Below are 15,203 nucleotides of genomic sequence, written 5' to 3' on the forward strand. Positions count from 1 at the left end.
CATCCGACGGAGACCCTTAAAGTGACATCCGAATCCAGCGCCTTCGATCCACCGGAAGGCGCCCTTCGTGCCACCGCCAGCCGCGGCGCCGTGGCGACCGTGGCATCGCAGGCTGCCCTGATGCTGACGCAGATCGGCTCGGTCGTGATCCTGTCGCGACTGCTGTCGCCCGAGGACTTCGGTCTTGTCGCGATGTGCTCGCCGGTGATCGCGCTCTTGATGATGCTGCAGGAGTTCGGCCTGCTGGCGGCGACCGTGCAGAAGCAGGGGTTGCGGAACGAGGAGGTGAACTTCCTGTTCTGGGTCAACGTGGCGCTCAGCCTGTCGCTGACGGTGCTTCTGCTGCTGGCCGCGCCGCTGGTCGCCATGTTCTACCAGGAACCGCGGGTCGCGCCGCTGATCGCGGCGCTGTCGGTGACCATCGCGCTGAACGGCCTGGGCGCGCAGCACGGGGCGCTGCTGATCCGGCGGATGCAGTATGTGCGGCTCGGCTTCATCCAGGTGGCCGGTGCCGTCTCGGCTCTTGCGGCCGCCGCAATCTGGGGCTGGATCGACCCCAGCCCCTGGGCGCTCTTTGGCGGCGCGCTGGTCGGGACGCTGGTGCCGACGGCCGGCATGTGGCTCGGGTCGCGCTGGCGCCCGGGGCTGCCGCGCCTGATCGAGGGCTGGAGGCCGCTCATGGGCTTCGGCGCGGGCATCACCGGCTTCAACTTCGCCAACTTCTTCTCGATGAACCTCGACAAGGTCGTGATCGGCCGCGCCTTTGGGGGCGAGGCGCTCGGCTATTACGACCGGGCGTTCAAGCTGGTTCTGATGCCGGCCAACTCGATCTTCAACCCGCTGGCCCGCGTCATGGTCCCGGCGCTGTCACGGCTTCAGGACGAGCCCGGCCGCTACCGCAGCGCCTATCTGCGCGTCGTGGGGCTCGTGCTGCTCCTGATCCTGCCGATGATGGCCTGCGCGGCGGCCTTTGCGGACATCGTGATCCCCCTCGCCTTCGGCGGGAACTGGGAGGGCAGCGTCGCGATCTTCACCGCGCTCGGCATTGCGGGGCTGGTGCAACCGCTGAACAACGTCGCGGGTTGGCTGTTCATCAGCCAGGGACGCTCGAGGGACTTCTTCCACTCCGGCCTGATCCATGCCGCCTTCGTGGCGGCCGCGGTGCTGGCCGGGCTGCCGTTCGGGCTGATCGGCGTCGTCGTGGCGGTCGCCGCGGCGGAATACCTGAAGGTGCCGGCGATCTGGCTGCTCACCTGTCGCAGCGGGCCGGTGGGCATCCGGGACATGCTGCGCGGCGTGGGGCCGATGATCGTGGCGGCGCATCTGGTGCTGGGGCTGCTGTGGGTCATCAAGCCGACCCTGCCCGAGCCGGGGCTGCTGGCGCTGGCGATCGGCGGTCTTCTGTCCTACCTGCTGACTGCCGCGATGATCGCCGTCAGCCCGTCCGGTCGCGAGACGTTGCGCGAGGCGTGGCGCTTCGCGGCGGAGCGGCTGCCGCTCCGCCGGCGCGCGGCCAGCGGGGCCTGATCGTCAGACCTGCCGCACGGGGTCGCGCAGACGGCAGAAGGTGAACGCAGCCAGCCAGCCCATCAGGTAGCCGCCCAGATGCGCCTCCCATGCAAGGCCGCCCTCGAGGAACACGAACAGGACCACGTTCACCACGATGAGTCCGACGATCGTTCCCAGCACCGGCCGAAGGCTCGCGCCGCGCTGCCGGCGGCGGAGAAGGTCCCAGGCGTTCCACAGGCCGAAGAAGCCGAAGGCCGCGCCCGACGCTCCGATCATCGGCCCGTCGCTGACAGAGATCAGCCAGAAGGCCAGACCGCCCGCCACGGCCGATAGGGCGAAGAGCAGCAGCGTCCGCCAGGCGCCCGCCCGCTCTCCGATGGCCTTCCCGAGCGCGAGCAGGATCACGGCGTTCATCACCATGTGCAGCATGTTGGCGTGAAGGAAGGCATGCGTGAGGAACATCGCCTCGCGCTGGCCGGGAAACAGCCCGCCAGCCCCCTCGGCCAGGATCGGCGGCCAGAACGCGCCAAGGAAGATCGCCAGCGACCGCCAGCGCGGAGCGCCGATCAGCCCGGCATCCGCGGCCGAAAGGATGATCTCGATGGCGGCCAGCAGGCCGACGAGCACCCAGACGAAGGCGGGGGCGCCGGCGGAGGACGGAGCGGGGCGCGGGCTGGCGCGGCGGTGGGACAGGTCTGACATGAGGCCCAGATAGGCCGCCGGGCCGGCGCCGCCAAGCCCCGGCGCCCCTCTCGCCGCGAGCATCCCGCCGCCAGCCCCCCGGCGTCGGCCAGGCCGAATCGGGCCGACGCCGGCGGTCGTCGTCGTGGCGCGGCGGACCTCGCGCCGGGCCGAGGATGGCGCCACGAACGCCGACAGCTCGGCCCCCGCGGTGTGCCGCGGAGCGAGCACAGAGAGCGCTCACCGTTCAGGGGCACCCTGAAGCCGCGGCATCCGAGCGGAAAGTTTTCCCTCACCCTCCTGTCCGGCGATCAGGCCACAGGAAACGCGTGAAACGGCGCCAATGACTGCCATGGGCGCGTCCGTGCGCCAGGGCGAGGAAGCGGCTCTCGTAGAAGCGGAAGCTGATCTCGGCCATCCCCCATCACCGCCGAGCATGTTCGCGAAATGAAGCGCAATGAGATGGTAGAGGTAGATGCCATAGCTCACCATCCCGATCCGCGCGACCGGGCCGAACCTCAGAAGGCCAGCCATGGGATGATCCTCGCGCATGGCAATCGAGGCGAGACAGGCAGCCATCGTCAGATGCATGACAAGGTTCGGCCAGCCCAGCAGATTCTCCGGAAGAACCTGCCAGAGGACGACCAGCGTGGCGAAGGAAACCGGTGCGGCAAGCCTGTGCCCCAGAACAGGCCAGATCATCGCAAACGATCGCCTGTCATGCAGAATGACCGCAAGTGCGGAGCCGATCAGGATCGGTGAATAGGGTGGCATTGAAAGGCGGATGAGTCCCAGGTCGATGCCATGGATCCCGAAGATCCCGAAGGCCTCCGTGCCGGCAATGGTGCAGAGGATCACCGACAGGCCAAGCGCGGGCACGAGCGCAGGCCGGGGAAGCAGCATCAGGATCAACGGCCAGAGCAGGTAATACTGCTCTTCCACCGACAGCGACCATGTTGGCCCTAGAAGCGGGAGGTCGTCTATCAGGAAATTCGCCATGAACAGGTAGTAGAAGGGCATGTAGTCGATGTAGATGGCCTGCCCCTTGATCCAGATGTAGTAGGCTCCCACTGTCGAGATCAGCAGGAAATAGACGGGCAGGATCCTGAGTGCCCGTCGCTTGTAAAAGCCCGACAGGGAAAAGCGGCCGTTTGCGGAAGCTTCCCGCATGAGAAGGGTGGTGATCAGGAAGCCGCTGAGGACGAAGAAGAAGTCCACGCCGGCAAATCCTCGCGTGAGAATTCGCGCAACATCGGCCATCTGCTCGCGGTAGGGCAGATGATGCCAGAGGACCGCCGAGATGCAAAGGAAGCGAAGGCCGTCCAGACTGCCGAAACGGCTTCGGGAACGGTAACTTTCAAAGGGGCCCGGTGAAGGCTCTGGACAATCGGATGCTGACAAAGACGGAATCCTCGTAAACAGGCGGCGGACGCTGGCGCCGATCAAATCCGACAGCGCCCGCCCGTCGGCCTGCTCCGAAAGGCCGCCGGCTGCGATCTGCTGAACCCGATTTCGCCGAGCCTCGTCATGCTATGGCCTTGCATTGCTGAATACGGCCTGACGGACCTGATCAACTGCCTGCAATGTCGCGCCGGAAGATCGTGCCGCGATGTGGCGGGGCAATCACAAGTGAGGCGGGGCCGGCCCTGCACCCGGGTCTGCATCGCATGCCCCCAAAATGGAAAGCCCCGGCGCGGCATTTGCCGGCCGGGGCCATCAAGCCGAAGGTCGGTGGTCAATCGACCGCGGCTTCCAGTCGGGTGATCTCGTCCTTCAACTGGAGCTTTTCCTTCTTCATCGCCTGAATCTCCAGATCGTCGATACCGCGGTGCTGCAGCGCGGCGGCTATCTGCTCGTCCAGTTCGTCGTGACGGCGACGCAGGACGGAAATGTGGGATTCGACGGTCATCTGGAGCTCCTCCTTGAAGCGGACCTTTTCCCCTGACGTGGGCCCTGCCGCGGCGAACAGCAAGGGGTGGGAGCCGCATCTTTTCGGCACAACCTGTCGCACCCCGGGACTGGCCGCGGGGTTCCCGGCCGCTATCTCCTGCGGCGTGAGGTCGGAGGGTCCCGTGCGCCGCGTGACATCGTTTCTTGGGGTTTGTCTGATCGGGCTTCTGGTGCTCTCGGTCTGGTGGTTCGTCGAGCACGCGGTCGGCCGTGGCCTGCGGCTGGCGGATCCCGACGAGATCGCAGCCTCGCGCCTGTATCGCGCCGAGGCCCCCCTGTCGACGCTGGCGATCTATGGCCACATGGTGGTCGGCGGCCTGCTGACCCTGCTGGCGCCGCTGCAGCTGCTGGGGCCGGTCCGTCGTCGGCTGCCGCGCCTGCACCATGTCTTGGGCTACACGGTGGCAGGGCTGGCGCTGGCCACCGGCATCGGGGGGCTTGTCTACATCGCCGCGCACGGCACCATCGGGGGGGCGTGGATGAGCGCGGGTTTCGGGCTCTACGGGCTCCTCCTGATCGGGGCCGCGACCCAGACGGTCCTGCTCGCCCGCCGGCGCCACCCGGCGCATCGGGCCTGGGCGGCGCGGCTCGTGATCCTGGCCCTCGGTTCGTGGATCTACCGCATGCACTACGGTCTCTGGCATGCCTTCACCGGCGGAGCGGGCACGCAGGACGACTTTGGCGGGACCTTCGACCGGATCCAGGTCTTTGCCTTCTACCTGCCCTACCTGATGGTGCTGGAACTGGCCCTGCGCCTTCCGGCCCTGCTCCGGCTGCGCGGGCGGGCTGCCCGGGCGACGAGCTAGCGACACCCCGGCCGCCGTGGGCGCAACCCGGTCATTCGACGCAGATTCCTGTTGCGTTGCACGTCGGGAACGGGGATTTGTCCCGGATGCGACAGGGACGAGCCCCTTCCGGCACCACCTTCGGCGGGCTCCTGCCCGGTCTTGCGCAGCTTGTGCTGATCGCGATGATGCTGGCCGCACCCATGGCGCGGACCCCGGCCCTTGCTGCCACGGCGGCGTGGCGCGGCGTGTCGGGCCCTCTCCTCCTGGCCGAGCTGCCGACCGACCCGGCCGCGCAAAGGACGGACGCCCTGCTGCCGGACGTGACGGCTGCACACCGGGCGGTGACGAGTCGCCCGGCCCGCAAGGCATCGGCCGCGTCGCAGCCTGCACCGGCACCGCAGGTCCGGCAGGCGCACAGTAGAGCGGTTGACGGACCTCCTCCGGGCGCCGCCCGCGCGCCGCCCGGCGCGGGCTGAGCCCTTCCTGCCGAACCCCTGTCGCGGGTCCGCACCCGCTGCCGTCCCTGCCCGACCCTGAGGCTTTCATGCTCTCGCTTCACCTCGATCCCGCCATCGCTCCCTGGGCCGCCATCGCGGTCGTGCTGGGGATGCTCGTCCTCTTCGTGCTCGAGACCCTTCCGGTCGAGGTCACGGCCATCGTCGGAGCGACCGTGATGGTGCTGCTCGGACTGCTGCCGCAGGACGAGGTGCTGGACGTGCTGTCGAACGCCGCGCCCTGGACGATTGCCGCGATGTTCGTCATCGTGGGCTCCCTTGTGCGCACCGGCGCGCTCGACTGGGTAACCCGCATCGCGACCGCCCACGTCGGCCTGCGCCCCAGGACGACGGTGGCCGTCCTCGGCGTGGGCATCGTGGCGCTTTCGGCCGTGGTGAACAACACGCCCGTCGTGGTGGTCTTCCTGCCGGTCTTCATCCAGCTTGCGGCAGAGATGCGGACAGCGCCCTCGAAGCTCCTGATCCCCCTCAGCTATCTGTCGATCATGGGCGGCACGGTGACGCTGATCGGCACCTCGACGAACCTGGTGGTGGACGGCGTGGCGCGGTCCGCCGGACTGGATCCCTTCGGGATCTTCGAGATCACGCCGGTCGGGCTGCCGCTTGCCATCGTCGGGATGCTCTACCTCGGGTTCCTCGGCAACAGGCTCCTGCCCGAGCGCAGCTCGATGGCCGGCATGCTGACCGGCCGCCGGAAGATGAAGTTCTTCACCGAGGTGGCCGTGCCCGAGGGGTCGCCCCTGATCGGCAAGCCGCTCGACCAGGTCGACATCTTCCGGCGCAGCGACGTCCAGGTGATCGACGTGCTGCGCGGCGATGCCTCGCTGCGCCGTGCGCTGCAGGGAGTGGAGCTTCAGGTCGGCGACCGCGTGGTGCTGCGCTCGCCGATGGGCGAGATTCTGAACCTGCAAGGGGCGAGGGATCTGCATCTGGTGGACCGGCTCGCCTCCGTCCAGACCCAGACCGTCGAGGTGCTGATCACGCCGGGCTGCCGCATGATCGGCCGCTCGCTGGGCGAGCTGCGGCTGCGGCGGCGGTATGGCGTCTATCCGCTGGCCGTGCACCGGCGGAACAGGAACCTCGGCCGGCAGATGGACGACGTGGTGGTGGCGGTGGGCGACACGCTGCTGCTTGAGGGCTCGGCCGAGGACATCGGCCGGCTGGCGCAGGACATGGACCTGACCGACCTGTCGCACCCGCAGGAGCGGCCCTTCCGCCGCAAGCGCGCGCCCATCGCGGCAGCGGTCCTGACGGCCATCATCCTCCTGTCGTCCTTCGACGTGGCGCCGATCGAGATCCTTGCCTTCATCGGCGTGGCAATCGTGCTTGTCACCCGCTGCATCGATTCGGAGGAAGCCTTCTCGTCGATCGACGGCCGCCTGATGGCGATGCTGTTCGGCATGATCGCCGTGGGGGCCGGGCTGGACCACTCCGGTGCGGTGGAACTGATCGTGGGCTGGGCCGAGCCCTGGCTTGCCGGCATGGCGCCGTGGCTGCTGATCTTCTGCGTCTTCGCGCTGACCTCGTTCCTGACCGAGCTTCTGTCGAACAACGCCGTCGCGGTGGTGGTGACGCCGCTCGCCATCGAGCTGGCGCAACGTCTGGGGATCGATCCGCGACCGCTTCTGGTCGCGGTGATGATGGGGGCCTCGTTCGGCTTCGCCACCCCCATCGGCTACCAGTGCAACCTGCTGGTCTACGGTCCCGGCGGCTACACCTTCGGCGACTTCCTGAAGATCGGCGTGCCGCTGAACGTCCTGATGGGGATCGCGGCGGCGATCGTCATTCCGCTCGTCTACGGTCTCTGACCCGGGGCGGCCGGACGCCCCTCAGGCCTCGCCCACGAGATCGAAGGGCGCGGCCGGACGCTCCACCTGCGCGGCGAGCGCGGCAAGGCGCTGCAGGCGCTGCTCATGCGCCGGCGTCGCGGGCAGGCCCAGCGTGTCCAGCACGCGCTTCCAGCGGTGCGCCCAGTCGTGCCTGCGCAGCGAATTGGTGACGTTGGCCCGCCGGATCCGCTCCACCCGGGCCGGGTCGGCATCCAGCTCGGCGATGATGTCGCCGATGTCGCGATCGAGCGGGATGAGCGCATCGGGCCAGTCGAAGGCCGAGTGATACTCCGGGCAGTCCGGTGCCGATCCGAGCACCACCGCACCACCGGCAGCACCTTCGAAATAGCGCGTGGACAGCACCCGGTCGCCGCCTGCCAGTTCGCGGACGGCCGAGGGATCGCCCGGATCCCACGCAAGGTAATAGCGGCTGCGCCGGATCAGGTCGGCATTGAAGCGACGCACCGACGCCCATCCGCCGTCCCGCACCTCCTGCGCCTTCCAGACATCGTAGATGTAAAGCAGGCCGCGCGGGTCCAGAAGCTCGAGCAGCCGGCGGTGCACCTCCTCGTCGCGGCGACCGAGGCAGCAGACATCGACGCCGCGCGGCGGCTGGCGCGGCACCGGCGCGGTCAGCAGCGTGTCCGTCGCCGAGGAAAGCTGCGTGATCGGAGCGCTGGTATAGCGGGCCAGCTGCTCGCGGCTGGAGCCGTTCAGCACGAAGACATGATCGAACCGGTCGAGCAGTCTCAGCCTGTCCTTGTTGGCCTCGAAGGTCGAGGACCAGCTTTCCATCAGGTAGATCGCGGCGACCCCCGAGCGTTCCCGCCAGCGGCGAATCTGGTCGAGTTCCTCGATCTCGTAGACGAACTGGCAGGTGTAGAGCGTGAGGTCGTAATCCTGCTCCAGCGTCGCAGGCTCCATCCGCGGAACGTATTGCCCGCGAAGGGCGCGCATCTTCAGCTCGGCCCGGGTTCCCAGCGACAGCTTCCGCGGGCCGGCGCCGGGGCGATAGAGCCGGTCAAACGGGGCAACCACGGTGGCGGATTCGATCTGCGAGACGACATTGCACCATTCCCAGATCGATCCGCTCCAGGGTCGGGCGTCCATGTTGTAGGTCGAGACAATCAGCGTGCTTCGAGACGACATCAAAGAAATTCCCTGCCTGCGCCTCGGAGGCGCTGTTCAAAGGTGGTCGGGTCAGGATCGTCCCCTGCGGCAGGATCCCGGCGCGCGCGTCAAAATGGGAACAACTCTGCCAATCGGCGCTTGCGATGCAAGCAAAAACTCGCGGCTCGCCATGCCGTGAAGTGGTGCAGGCCCAGACACGCGGCCTCAGGGCCACACCATAGGCGGTTGCCTGTTCTCCGCCCAGCCATCGCCTCGCAGCCACGGCGCCTGACGTGGGGGCGCGCTCGGGCGGCAGGTCGCCCGCCCCGGCACGGCGGGCGCCGATCTCTCTGGTCGCGTCACCCCCGCATCGCGCGTGCGGCCCCCACCAGCCCGGGCGCCAAGTGCGCGGCCGCGGCCACCCCGTCCACCAGCATCAGGCCCGACCCCTGTGACAGCCGGGGCGCAAGCGCGGCCATGCCGGCGCAGCCGAGAACCGCGGCCGTCACCCCGTCCTCAGCCTCGGCGGCGGCCAGTTCGCCGGCCAGACGGGCCAGCGTGGCCGGTGCGGCGGCCTCGACCTCGAGCACGGCCAGACCCGAGGCCCGAACGCGCGCGCAGTGGCCGGCAAAGCCATAGGTCGCCACGTTCTCCTCGATCACCGGGACCGAGACCGGCAGCGTGGTCACGACCGAGAACCGATGCCCCAGCAGCGCCGCAAGGTGAAAGGCCGCCTGCCCGATGCCGATCACCGGGCAATGGGCGGCCGCGCGGACCTCGGCCAGACCAGTATCGTCGAAACAGGCAAGCACGATGCACTCCACGGCCTCGGCCCGGGCCCTCGGCAGCAGCTTCAGGATGCCGGCCACCGCCGCCGCTCCGTCCTCGGGGCCCTGGATCGCGGGCGGCCCGTCGTGGTTCGTCCAGCCGAGCACGTCCAGCCCCGGTGCGCTCGCGCGGGCCACCTCGACCACGGCCTCGGTCATGGAGACGGTCGAGTTCGGGTTGATGTAGAGCAGGCGCATTCAGACACCCCTGCCCGCATCCGACCCCGCCCGGGCGCGGCGCCGGCCGAGGACCCAGACGGTGACAAGGAACACCGCGATCACCACCAGCGAGAAGGCGGTGGTCAGGGTGCCAAGCGCGAAGATCACCGGCGTCGTGACGTTGGTCGTCATGCCGTAGATCTCGAGCGGCAGCGTGTTGTGGCTGCCGGCTGTCAACAGCGTCCGCGCGAACTCGTCATAGCTCAGCGTGAAGCCGAACAGCGCGACGCCGATCAGCGAGGGCGCGATGATCGGCAGCACGACATGGCGGATCGTCTGCCAGGCGGTGGCGCCCTGGTCGCGGGCGGCCTCCTCGTAGGCCGGGTTGAAGCGGTTGAACACCGCGAACATGATCAGCAGGCCGAAGGGCAGCGTCCAGGTCAGCTGCGCACCGAAGCCGGAACTCGCCCAGTGCACCGGCAGCCCGGCCTGCGAGAAGATCAGCCCCACCCCCAGCGAGACGAGGATCGACGGGATCACGAGGCTCGCCACCACCAGCTGGAAAAGCACGCCCGAGCCTGCGAACTTCTTGCGGAACGCAAGGCCGCCCATCACCGAGACGACCACCGTCGTCACCATCACCATCAGGCCGAGCGCAGTGGACCGCCCGAAGGCGCCCCAGATGTCGCCCACCGCCTGCTGCTGGAAGAGATCGCGGAACCAGTGCAGCGAGACGCCCCGCATCGGAAAGGTCAGGCCCCCCGTCGGCCCCTGAAAGCTGAGGATCGCGATGGTGATGGTCGGGCCGTAAAGGAACAGCAGGAACAGGCCGAAGATCGCGGCAAGGATGTAGAAGGAACGCGGGCGCGGCTCCATCTCAGAGCTCCTTCCGGATGTCGACGAGGCGCAGGAGCGCGCTGATGGTGATGAGGACGGTGATCAGCAGAACCACCGCCGTTGCCGCGGCCGAGGGATATTGCAGCAGCGCGATGTCGTTCGAGATCAGCCGCCCGACGTTCGCCGCCTGCGAGCCCGACATGAAGCGCACCGTGATGAAGTCGCCCATCACCAGCGTGATGACGAAGATCGAGCCGATCATGATGCCGGGCTTCGTCAGCGGCAGGATCACGTTCCAGAGGGTCTGGAAGCCGCTTGCGCCCGCGTCGCTCGCGGCCTCCAGCAGGCTGCGGTCGATCCGCATCATGGTGTTGAAGATCGGCACCACCATGAAGAGCGTGTAGAGGTGCACGAAGGCGAGGATCACCGAGAAATCGGAAAACAGCAGCCACTCCAGCGGCTGGTCGATCACCCCCCACGAGATGAGGGTGGAATTGGCGATGCCGTTCCGCCCGAGGAACGGGATCCACGAGATCATCCGGATGATGTTCGAGGTCCAGAACGGAATGGTGCAAAGCAGGAACAGCGCGGTCTGCCAGGCCTGGCTGCGGACGTGGAAGGCCAGGAAGTAGGCCACGGTAAAACCCAGCACCAGCGTCACCGCCCAGGTGATCGCCGCGTATTTGAAGGTGTTCAGGAACACGCTGTAGGTGACGGGCGAGCCGAGCAGGAAGTCGTAGTTCTCGAAGGAGAAGGCCGGGACGATCGAGAACTCCGTCGCGGTCCAGAAGCTCACGATCACGATCATCACGATCGGCAGGACGAGGAAGGCCGCCAGCACCAGGGCCAGCGGCGAGGCCAGAAGCCACCCCGTCACGTTCGGCGATTTCAGAAGCCGGTCCATCGGTCCTCCGCAGGGATTGAAGCCCCTCCCCGGCGGGAAGGGGCTTGCGCCGGAGCGGGCGCAAGGGGCGGCCGAGAGGGCCGCCCGGGGTCACGTCAGGCCGCGATGAATTCGTTCCACTTGCGGACCATGTACTGGTTCTCGTCCATGACCGAGTTCCAGCAGGCGACGGCACCCATGCGGTCGTAGAACGAGCCGCCGTCGCGCTTGTCGCCCGCGCCCGCCAGCTTCTCGCCGAACGGGTTGGTGATGTCGCCCTGGGCTTCCTTGCCCTCGAACCAGTAGCCCCATTCGTCGGCCGACATGAACTCCTTCGAGGTCTCCGGCACGGCCGAGTAGTAGCCCTGGCGCATCAGGAAGCCGCCGACCCAGCCAGAGAGATACCAGTTGATGTATTCGTAGGCCGCTTCCAGCGCCACGCCCTCAAGGTTCTTCGACAGGCCGATGCCGCCGCCCCACGAGCGGTAGCCTTCCTTCAGCGGCTGGTAGACGCACGGGATGCCGCGCGATTTGACCGCGGTGATGGCGGGCGACCACATCGACTGGATGACGACCTCGCCCGAGGCCATCAGGTTCACGCTCTCGTCGAAGGTCTTCCAGAAGGCGCGGAACTGGCCCGACTTCTTCGCCTCGGTGAAGATCGCCATGGTCTTGTCGATCTCTTCCCGGGTCATGTTGCCCTTGTCGCCGTACTTGATCTCGCCCATCGCCTCGCAGACCATCGCGGCGTCCATGATGCCGATCGAGGAGATGTCGAGGATCGAGGCCTTGCCCTTGAACTCGGGGTTCAGAAGCTCGGTCCAGCTTTCGATCGGGCGGCCGATCAGGTCGGGGCGGATGCCCAGGGTGTCGGCATTGTAGATCGTCGGGATCAGCGTCATCCAGCCCGATTCCTCGGCCACGAAGTCGGTGCCGCCGGGGCCCGAGGTGAAGCCAACGGTGTGCGGCGCGGTGCCCTGCGCGATCGTCGATTCCGGCGTCAGCTTGCCCGAGCGGAAGATCCCCACGATCTTGTCGTAGTTCTTGATCTTCGAGGTATCCATCGCCTGCAGGTTGCCGGTCGGCCAGACCTTCTTGCAGATCCAGTATTCGATGTCGGCAATGTCGAAGCTGTCGGGTTGGGTCGCCGCGCGCTGGGTCACGGCGTCGCTGTCGAGCGCGGTCATCTGGAGCGTGAAGCCCAGATCCTCCTTCACCTTCTGCGCGACCTCGTTGAGGTTCGACACGCCCGTGCCGAACTGGCGCAGGGTGATGTCCTTGATGTCCTGCGCCCAGATCATCGGCGCCGGAAAGGCCGAGGCGATGCCCGCTGCGGCGGCGCCCTTGAGCAGCGTGCGCCGGCTGTAGTGGTTCTTCTTCATGGAAAATCCCTCTGTTGGACTTGGGTCAAGCGTGAAGGCGGTGCAGCCGCCCTTCGTCCCAGGCAAGGCGAACCGCCTCGCCCGGGTTTCTCGGTCGTTCGAAGAAGATCGCCTCGGGGATCAGCGCGACGATCTCCTGATCCCCCGCCGCCCGCACGGTCAGCGCGACATGCGCGCCCTGATACTCCACCGCCTGGACCACCGCCTCCTGCCCTGCGGGGTCGAGCCGGATCTCGTCGCAGCGGATGGCGAACCGCCCGCCCGGCAGCGAAAGCACGTTGTGCCCACCCATGAAGCGGGCGACGAATTCGGTCTGCGGCGCGTTGAAGACATGGCGCGCGGGGCCGGCCTGCTCGATCCTCGCGTTGTTCATCACCACGACCTCGTCGGCCAGCGCCAGCGCCTCGTCCTGCCCGTGGGTGACGTGGATGAACGATATGCCGAGTTCGCGCTGCAGGCGCTTCAACTCCCCGCGCATCCGGATGCGCAGGAACGGATCGAGCGCCGACAGCGGCTCGTCCAGCAAGAGCACCTGCGGCCCGGTGATCAGCGCCCGCGCCAGCGCGACGCGCTGCTGCTGGCCGCCGGACAGCTGGCTCGGCAATCGGTCGGCGTAGCTGTCCATGTGGACGAGTTCCAGCATCTCCGCCGCCTTCGCGCGCCGCTCCTTCGCGGCCATCCCTTTCATCTTGAGACTGAAGGCCACGTTGTCGGTCACCGACAGATGCGGGAAGAGCGCATAGCTCTGGAACATCATCGCCGTGCCGCGCCGCGCGGGAGGCAGGGACGTCACGTCCTTGCCCGAAAGCAGGATCGAGCCCTCGGTCACGCTTTCGTGCCCCGCGATCATCCTCAGGGTCGAGGATTTGCCGCAGCCCGACGGCCCCAGCAGGCAGACATAGGTTCCGCCATGGAAGAGATGGCTGACATCGGCCACCGCCACGGCCGAACCGCCGTAACGCTTCGTCACGTGGACGAGTTCAAGGTCGTGTCCGGTCCGCATTGCACCCCCGCCGCTGTCATGCCCAAGGCTGACGCGGCAGGGTGGGGTTGTGCAATCCTGCCGCGGCCGGGACGGCCCCGAATTCTTTCTCTGCCCGAAAATTGTGCAATCGTATGCGAGCAGGAACGCGATCCGATGCAGGATCGTATACAATTTTGTCCGCGGGTGCAGGACGCTTGCCCTGCGGCGGCGACAGGGCAAGGAATCGAGCAAGAGCCGAGGACAGCATGGGCAGCGACAGCGCACATCCCCTTCCCGAAAGCAGCGCGATGGTCGCCGACCGGCTGGCGCTGGCGATCCACGAGCATCGCATCCAGCCCGGCACCAAGCTGTCCGAGGACGAGGTGGGCGAGATCTTCGGCGTCAGCCGAACCCTCGTGCGGGCGGCGCTGCAGCGGCTGGCACATGACCGGCTGGTGACCCTGAAGCGCAACCGTGGCGCCTTCGTCGCCCAGCCCTCGATGCGCGAGGCGCGCGAGGTCTTCGAGGCGCGCGCCCTGCTCGAGCCGCGCACCGCCCGCTCGGCCGCCGAGCGCATGACGCCGGCGGATGTCGCGCGCCTGCAGCGCCATATCGACGAGGAACATGCCGCGCTGGACGCGGGCGATCCGGGGCGCGCCCTGCGCCTTTCCGGCCTCTTTCACGTCGAGATCGCCCGGATCGCCGATCAGGACACGATCCGCGAGTTCATCACGCAGCTGGTCGCGCGCTCGTCGCTGATCATCGCGCTCTACTGGCAGCGGCGGGCGGCGCTGTGCGAAAGCCACGCCCACCACGCCCTGCTGCGCGCGCTGGCCGAGGGCGACGGCACGGCCGCCGAGGAGATGATGAAGGGCCACCTGCTCGATCTCGTCTCCTCGCTCGACCTGCGCAATCCCGCGCCGCCGGCGCGCTCGCTGAAGGAGGCTCTGGCCCGCGCATGACCATCCGCTGCATGACCCTTGCCGACGTCGAAACCACCCTCGACTGGGCGGCGGAGGAAGGCTGGAACCCCGGCCTCGACGACGCGGTGCCGTTCCACGCCGCCGACCCCGGGGGCTTCTTCCTTTGGGAGGAGGATCGTGCGCCCGTGGCGGCGATCTCGGTGGTGAACCACGACCCGTCGATGGCCTTCCTCGGCCTCTACATCTGCCGGCCCGACTTCCGCGGCCGCGGGATCGGCCTGAAGCTCTGGACCGAGGCGCTGCGGCACGCAGGGGATCGCACCGTAGGCCTCGACGGCGTGGCCGCACAGCAGGCGAACTATGCGCGATCCGGCTTCCGCCTTGCCGGGGCGACGCTGCGGATGGAGGGCCGGCTGGCAGGCGCCGCCCTGCCCGAGGCAAGACCGGAGCAGATGGAGCAGTTGATCGCGCTCGATGAGGCCGCGAATGGCTACGGCAGGCCGGCCTTCCTGGCCGAGTGGCTCCTGCCCACCGCCACGCGACGGACGGTAATGCTGGAGGACGGCACCGGCTTCGCCACCGCAAGGCTCTGCCGCAAGGGATGCAAGATCGGCCCCGTGGTGGCGGCCGATACCGCCGCGGCCTTGCTGCTCATCCGCGGCGCGGTGGCCTCGGTCGGGGCTGACGAGGCCATCGTGGACGTTCCCGACGCCAACCCGGCCTTGATCGGCGCGCTGCAGGCGGAAGGCTTCGCCGAAACCTTCCGCACCGCCCGGATGTACCGCGGACCGGCGCCGCAGGCGGGCCCGACGCTGCAGGCGACGGGCACGCTGGAACTCGGCTGAC

At 68.0% G+C, this 15,203-nt stretch carries 15 protein-coding genes; 6 read left to right on the forward strand and 9 right to left on the reverse strand.

Annotated elements, in window-relative coordinates; all coding sequences use genetic code 11:
* Positions 1-21 precede the first annotated feature (21 nt).
* The gene (locus tag CK951_RS17205) at positions 22-1,527 is read left to right on the forward strand and encodes a lipopolysaccharide biosynthesis protein (protein WP_096787463.1); all 1,506 of its coding nucleotides are present in this window, start codon (positions 22-24) and stop codon (positions 1,525-1,527) included.
* A gap of 3 nt (positions 1,528-1,530) precedes the next feature.
* Here CK951_RS17205 and CK951_RS17210 read toward each other — a convergent pair whose 3' ends face one another.
* From CK951_RS17210 to CK951_RS17220, 3 genes are all read right to left on the reverse strand, one after another.
* Positions 1,531-2,274, reverse strand: a complete 744-nt coding sequence (locus tag CK951_RS17210; RefSeq protein WP_232520777.1) for a rhomboid family intramembrane serine protease — start codon at positions 2,272-2,274, stop codon at positions 1,531-1,533.
* 156 nt (positions 2,275-2,430) lie between these two features.
* The gene (locus CK951_RS17215; protein WP_332461075.1) at positions 2,431-3,636 is read right to left on the reverse strand and encodes an acyltransferase; all 1,206 of its coding nucleotides are present in this window, start codon (positions 3,634-3,636) and stop codon (positions 2,431-2,433) included.
* Between the two features lie 289 nt (positions 3,637-3,925).
* Positions 3,926-4,099 (reverse strand): YdcH family protein, encoded by a 174-nt coding sequence (locus tag CK951_RS17220; protein ID WP_096787465.1) that lies wholly within the window; start codon positions 4,097-4,099, stop codon positions 3,926-3,928.
* A 163-nt stretch (positions 4,100-4,262) separates the two neighbouring features.
* On the opposite strand from CK951_RS17220, the gene CK951_RS17225 reads away from it, so the two are divergent.
* The 3 genes from CK951_RS17225 to CK951_RS17230 all read left to right on the forward strand — a co-directional run bounded on the left by CK951_RS17225 (position 4,263) and on the right by CK951_RS17230 (position 7,251).
* On the forward strand, positions 4,263-4,946 hold the full coding sequence (locus tag CK951_RS17225) for a DUF2306 domain-containing protein (protein ID WP_198402500.1): 684 nt from the start codon (positions 4,263-4,265) through the stop codon (positions 4,944-4,946).
* Positions 4,947-5,032: 86 nt separating this feature from the next.
* On the forward strand, positions 5,033-5,404 hold the full coding sequence (locus tag CK951_RS21185; protein ID WP_157764638.1) for a hypothetical protein: 372 nt from the start codon (positions 5,033-5,035) through the stop codon (positions 5,402-5,404).
* Positions 5,405-5,472: 68 nt separating this feature from the next.
* On the forward strand, positions 5,473-7,251 hold the full coding sequence (locus CK951_RS17230) for an SLC13 family permease (protein ID WP_096787467.1): 1,779 nt from the start codon (positions 5,473-5,475) through the stop codon (positions 7,249-7,251).
* 21 nt (positions 7,252-7,272) lie between these two features.
* On the opposite strand, the gene CK951_RS17235 is transcribed toward CK951_RS17230, so the two are convergent.
* The 6 genes from CK951_RS17235 to CK951_RS17260 all read right to left on the reverse strand — a co-directional run bounded on the left by CK951_RS17235 (position 7,273) and on the right by CK951_RS17260 (position 13,473).
* Entirely contained in the window at positions 7,273-8,421 is a 1,149-nt protein-coding gene (locus tag CK951_RS17235) for a glycosyltransferase (protein ID WP_096787468.1), read from the reverse strand.
* 320 nt (positions 8,422-8,741) lie between these two features.
* The gene (locus CK951_RS17240; protein ID WP_096787469.1) at positions 8,742-9,407 is read right to left on the reverse strand and encodes an aspartate/glutamate racemase family protein; all 666 of its coding nucleotides are present in this window, start codon (positions 9,405-9,407) and stop codon (positions 8,742-8,744) included.
* Entirely contained in the window at positions 9,408-10,244 is an 837-nt protein-coding gene (locus CK951_RS17245; RefSeq protein ID WP_096787470.1) for an ABC transporter permease, read from the reverse strand.
* A gap of 1 nt (position 10,245) precedes the next feature.
* Positions 10,246-11,109, reverse strand: coding sequence for an ABC transporter permease (locus CK951_RS17250; protein WP_096787471.1), 864 nt, complete (start codon positions 11,107-11,109; stop codon positions 10,246-10,248).
* Between the two features lie 95 nt (positions 11,110-11,204).
* Positions 11,205-12,470, reverse strand: a complete 1,266-nt coding sequence (locus CK951_RS17255) for a PotD/PotF family extracellular solute-binding protein (RefSeq protein WP_096787472.1) — start codon at positions 12,468-12,470, stop codon at positions 11,205-11,207.
* A gap of 25 nt (positions 12,471-12,495) precedes the next feature.
* Positions 12,496-13,473, reverse strand: coding sequence for an ABC transporter ATP-binding protein (locus tag CK951_RS17260; protein ID WP_096787473.1), 978 nt, complete (start codon positions 13,471-13,473; stop codon positions 12,496-12,498).
* Positions 13,474-13,700: 227 nt separating this feature from the next.
* Here CK951_RS17260 and CK951_RS17265 point away from each other — a divergent pair, with 227 nt between their 5' ends.
* Together CK951_RS17265 and CK951_RS17270 are read left to right on the forward strand one after the other, a co-directional pair.
* Complete coding sequence (locus CK951_RS17265; RefSeq protein ID WP_096787474.1) at positions 13,701-14,396, forward strand: GntR family transcriptional regulator; 696 nt, start codon at positions 13,701-13,703, stop codon at positions 14,394-14,396.
* The gene (locus CK951_RS17270; RefSeq protein WP_096787475.1) at positions 14,393-15,202 is read left to right on the forward strand and encodes a GNAT family N-acetyltransferase; all 810 of its coding nucleotides are present in this window, start codon (positions 14,393-14,395) and stop codon (positions 15,200-15,202) included. Before CK951_RS17265 ends, CK951_RS17270 begins: the two co-directional genes overlap by 4 nt.
* Position 15,203: the final 1 nt, after the last annotated feature.

This window comes from Rhodobacter sp. CZR27 (assembly GCF_002407205.1).
In the GTDB taxonomy this organism is placed as follows: Bacteria; Pseudomonadota; Alphaproteobacteria; order Rhodobacterales; family Rhodobacteraceae; genus Cereibacter_A.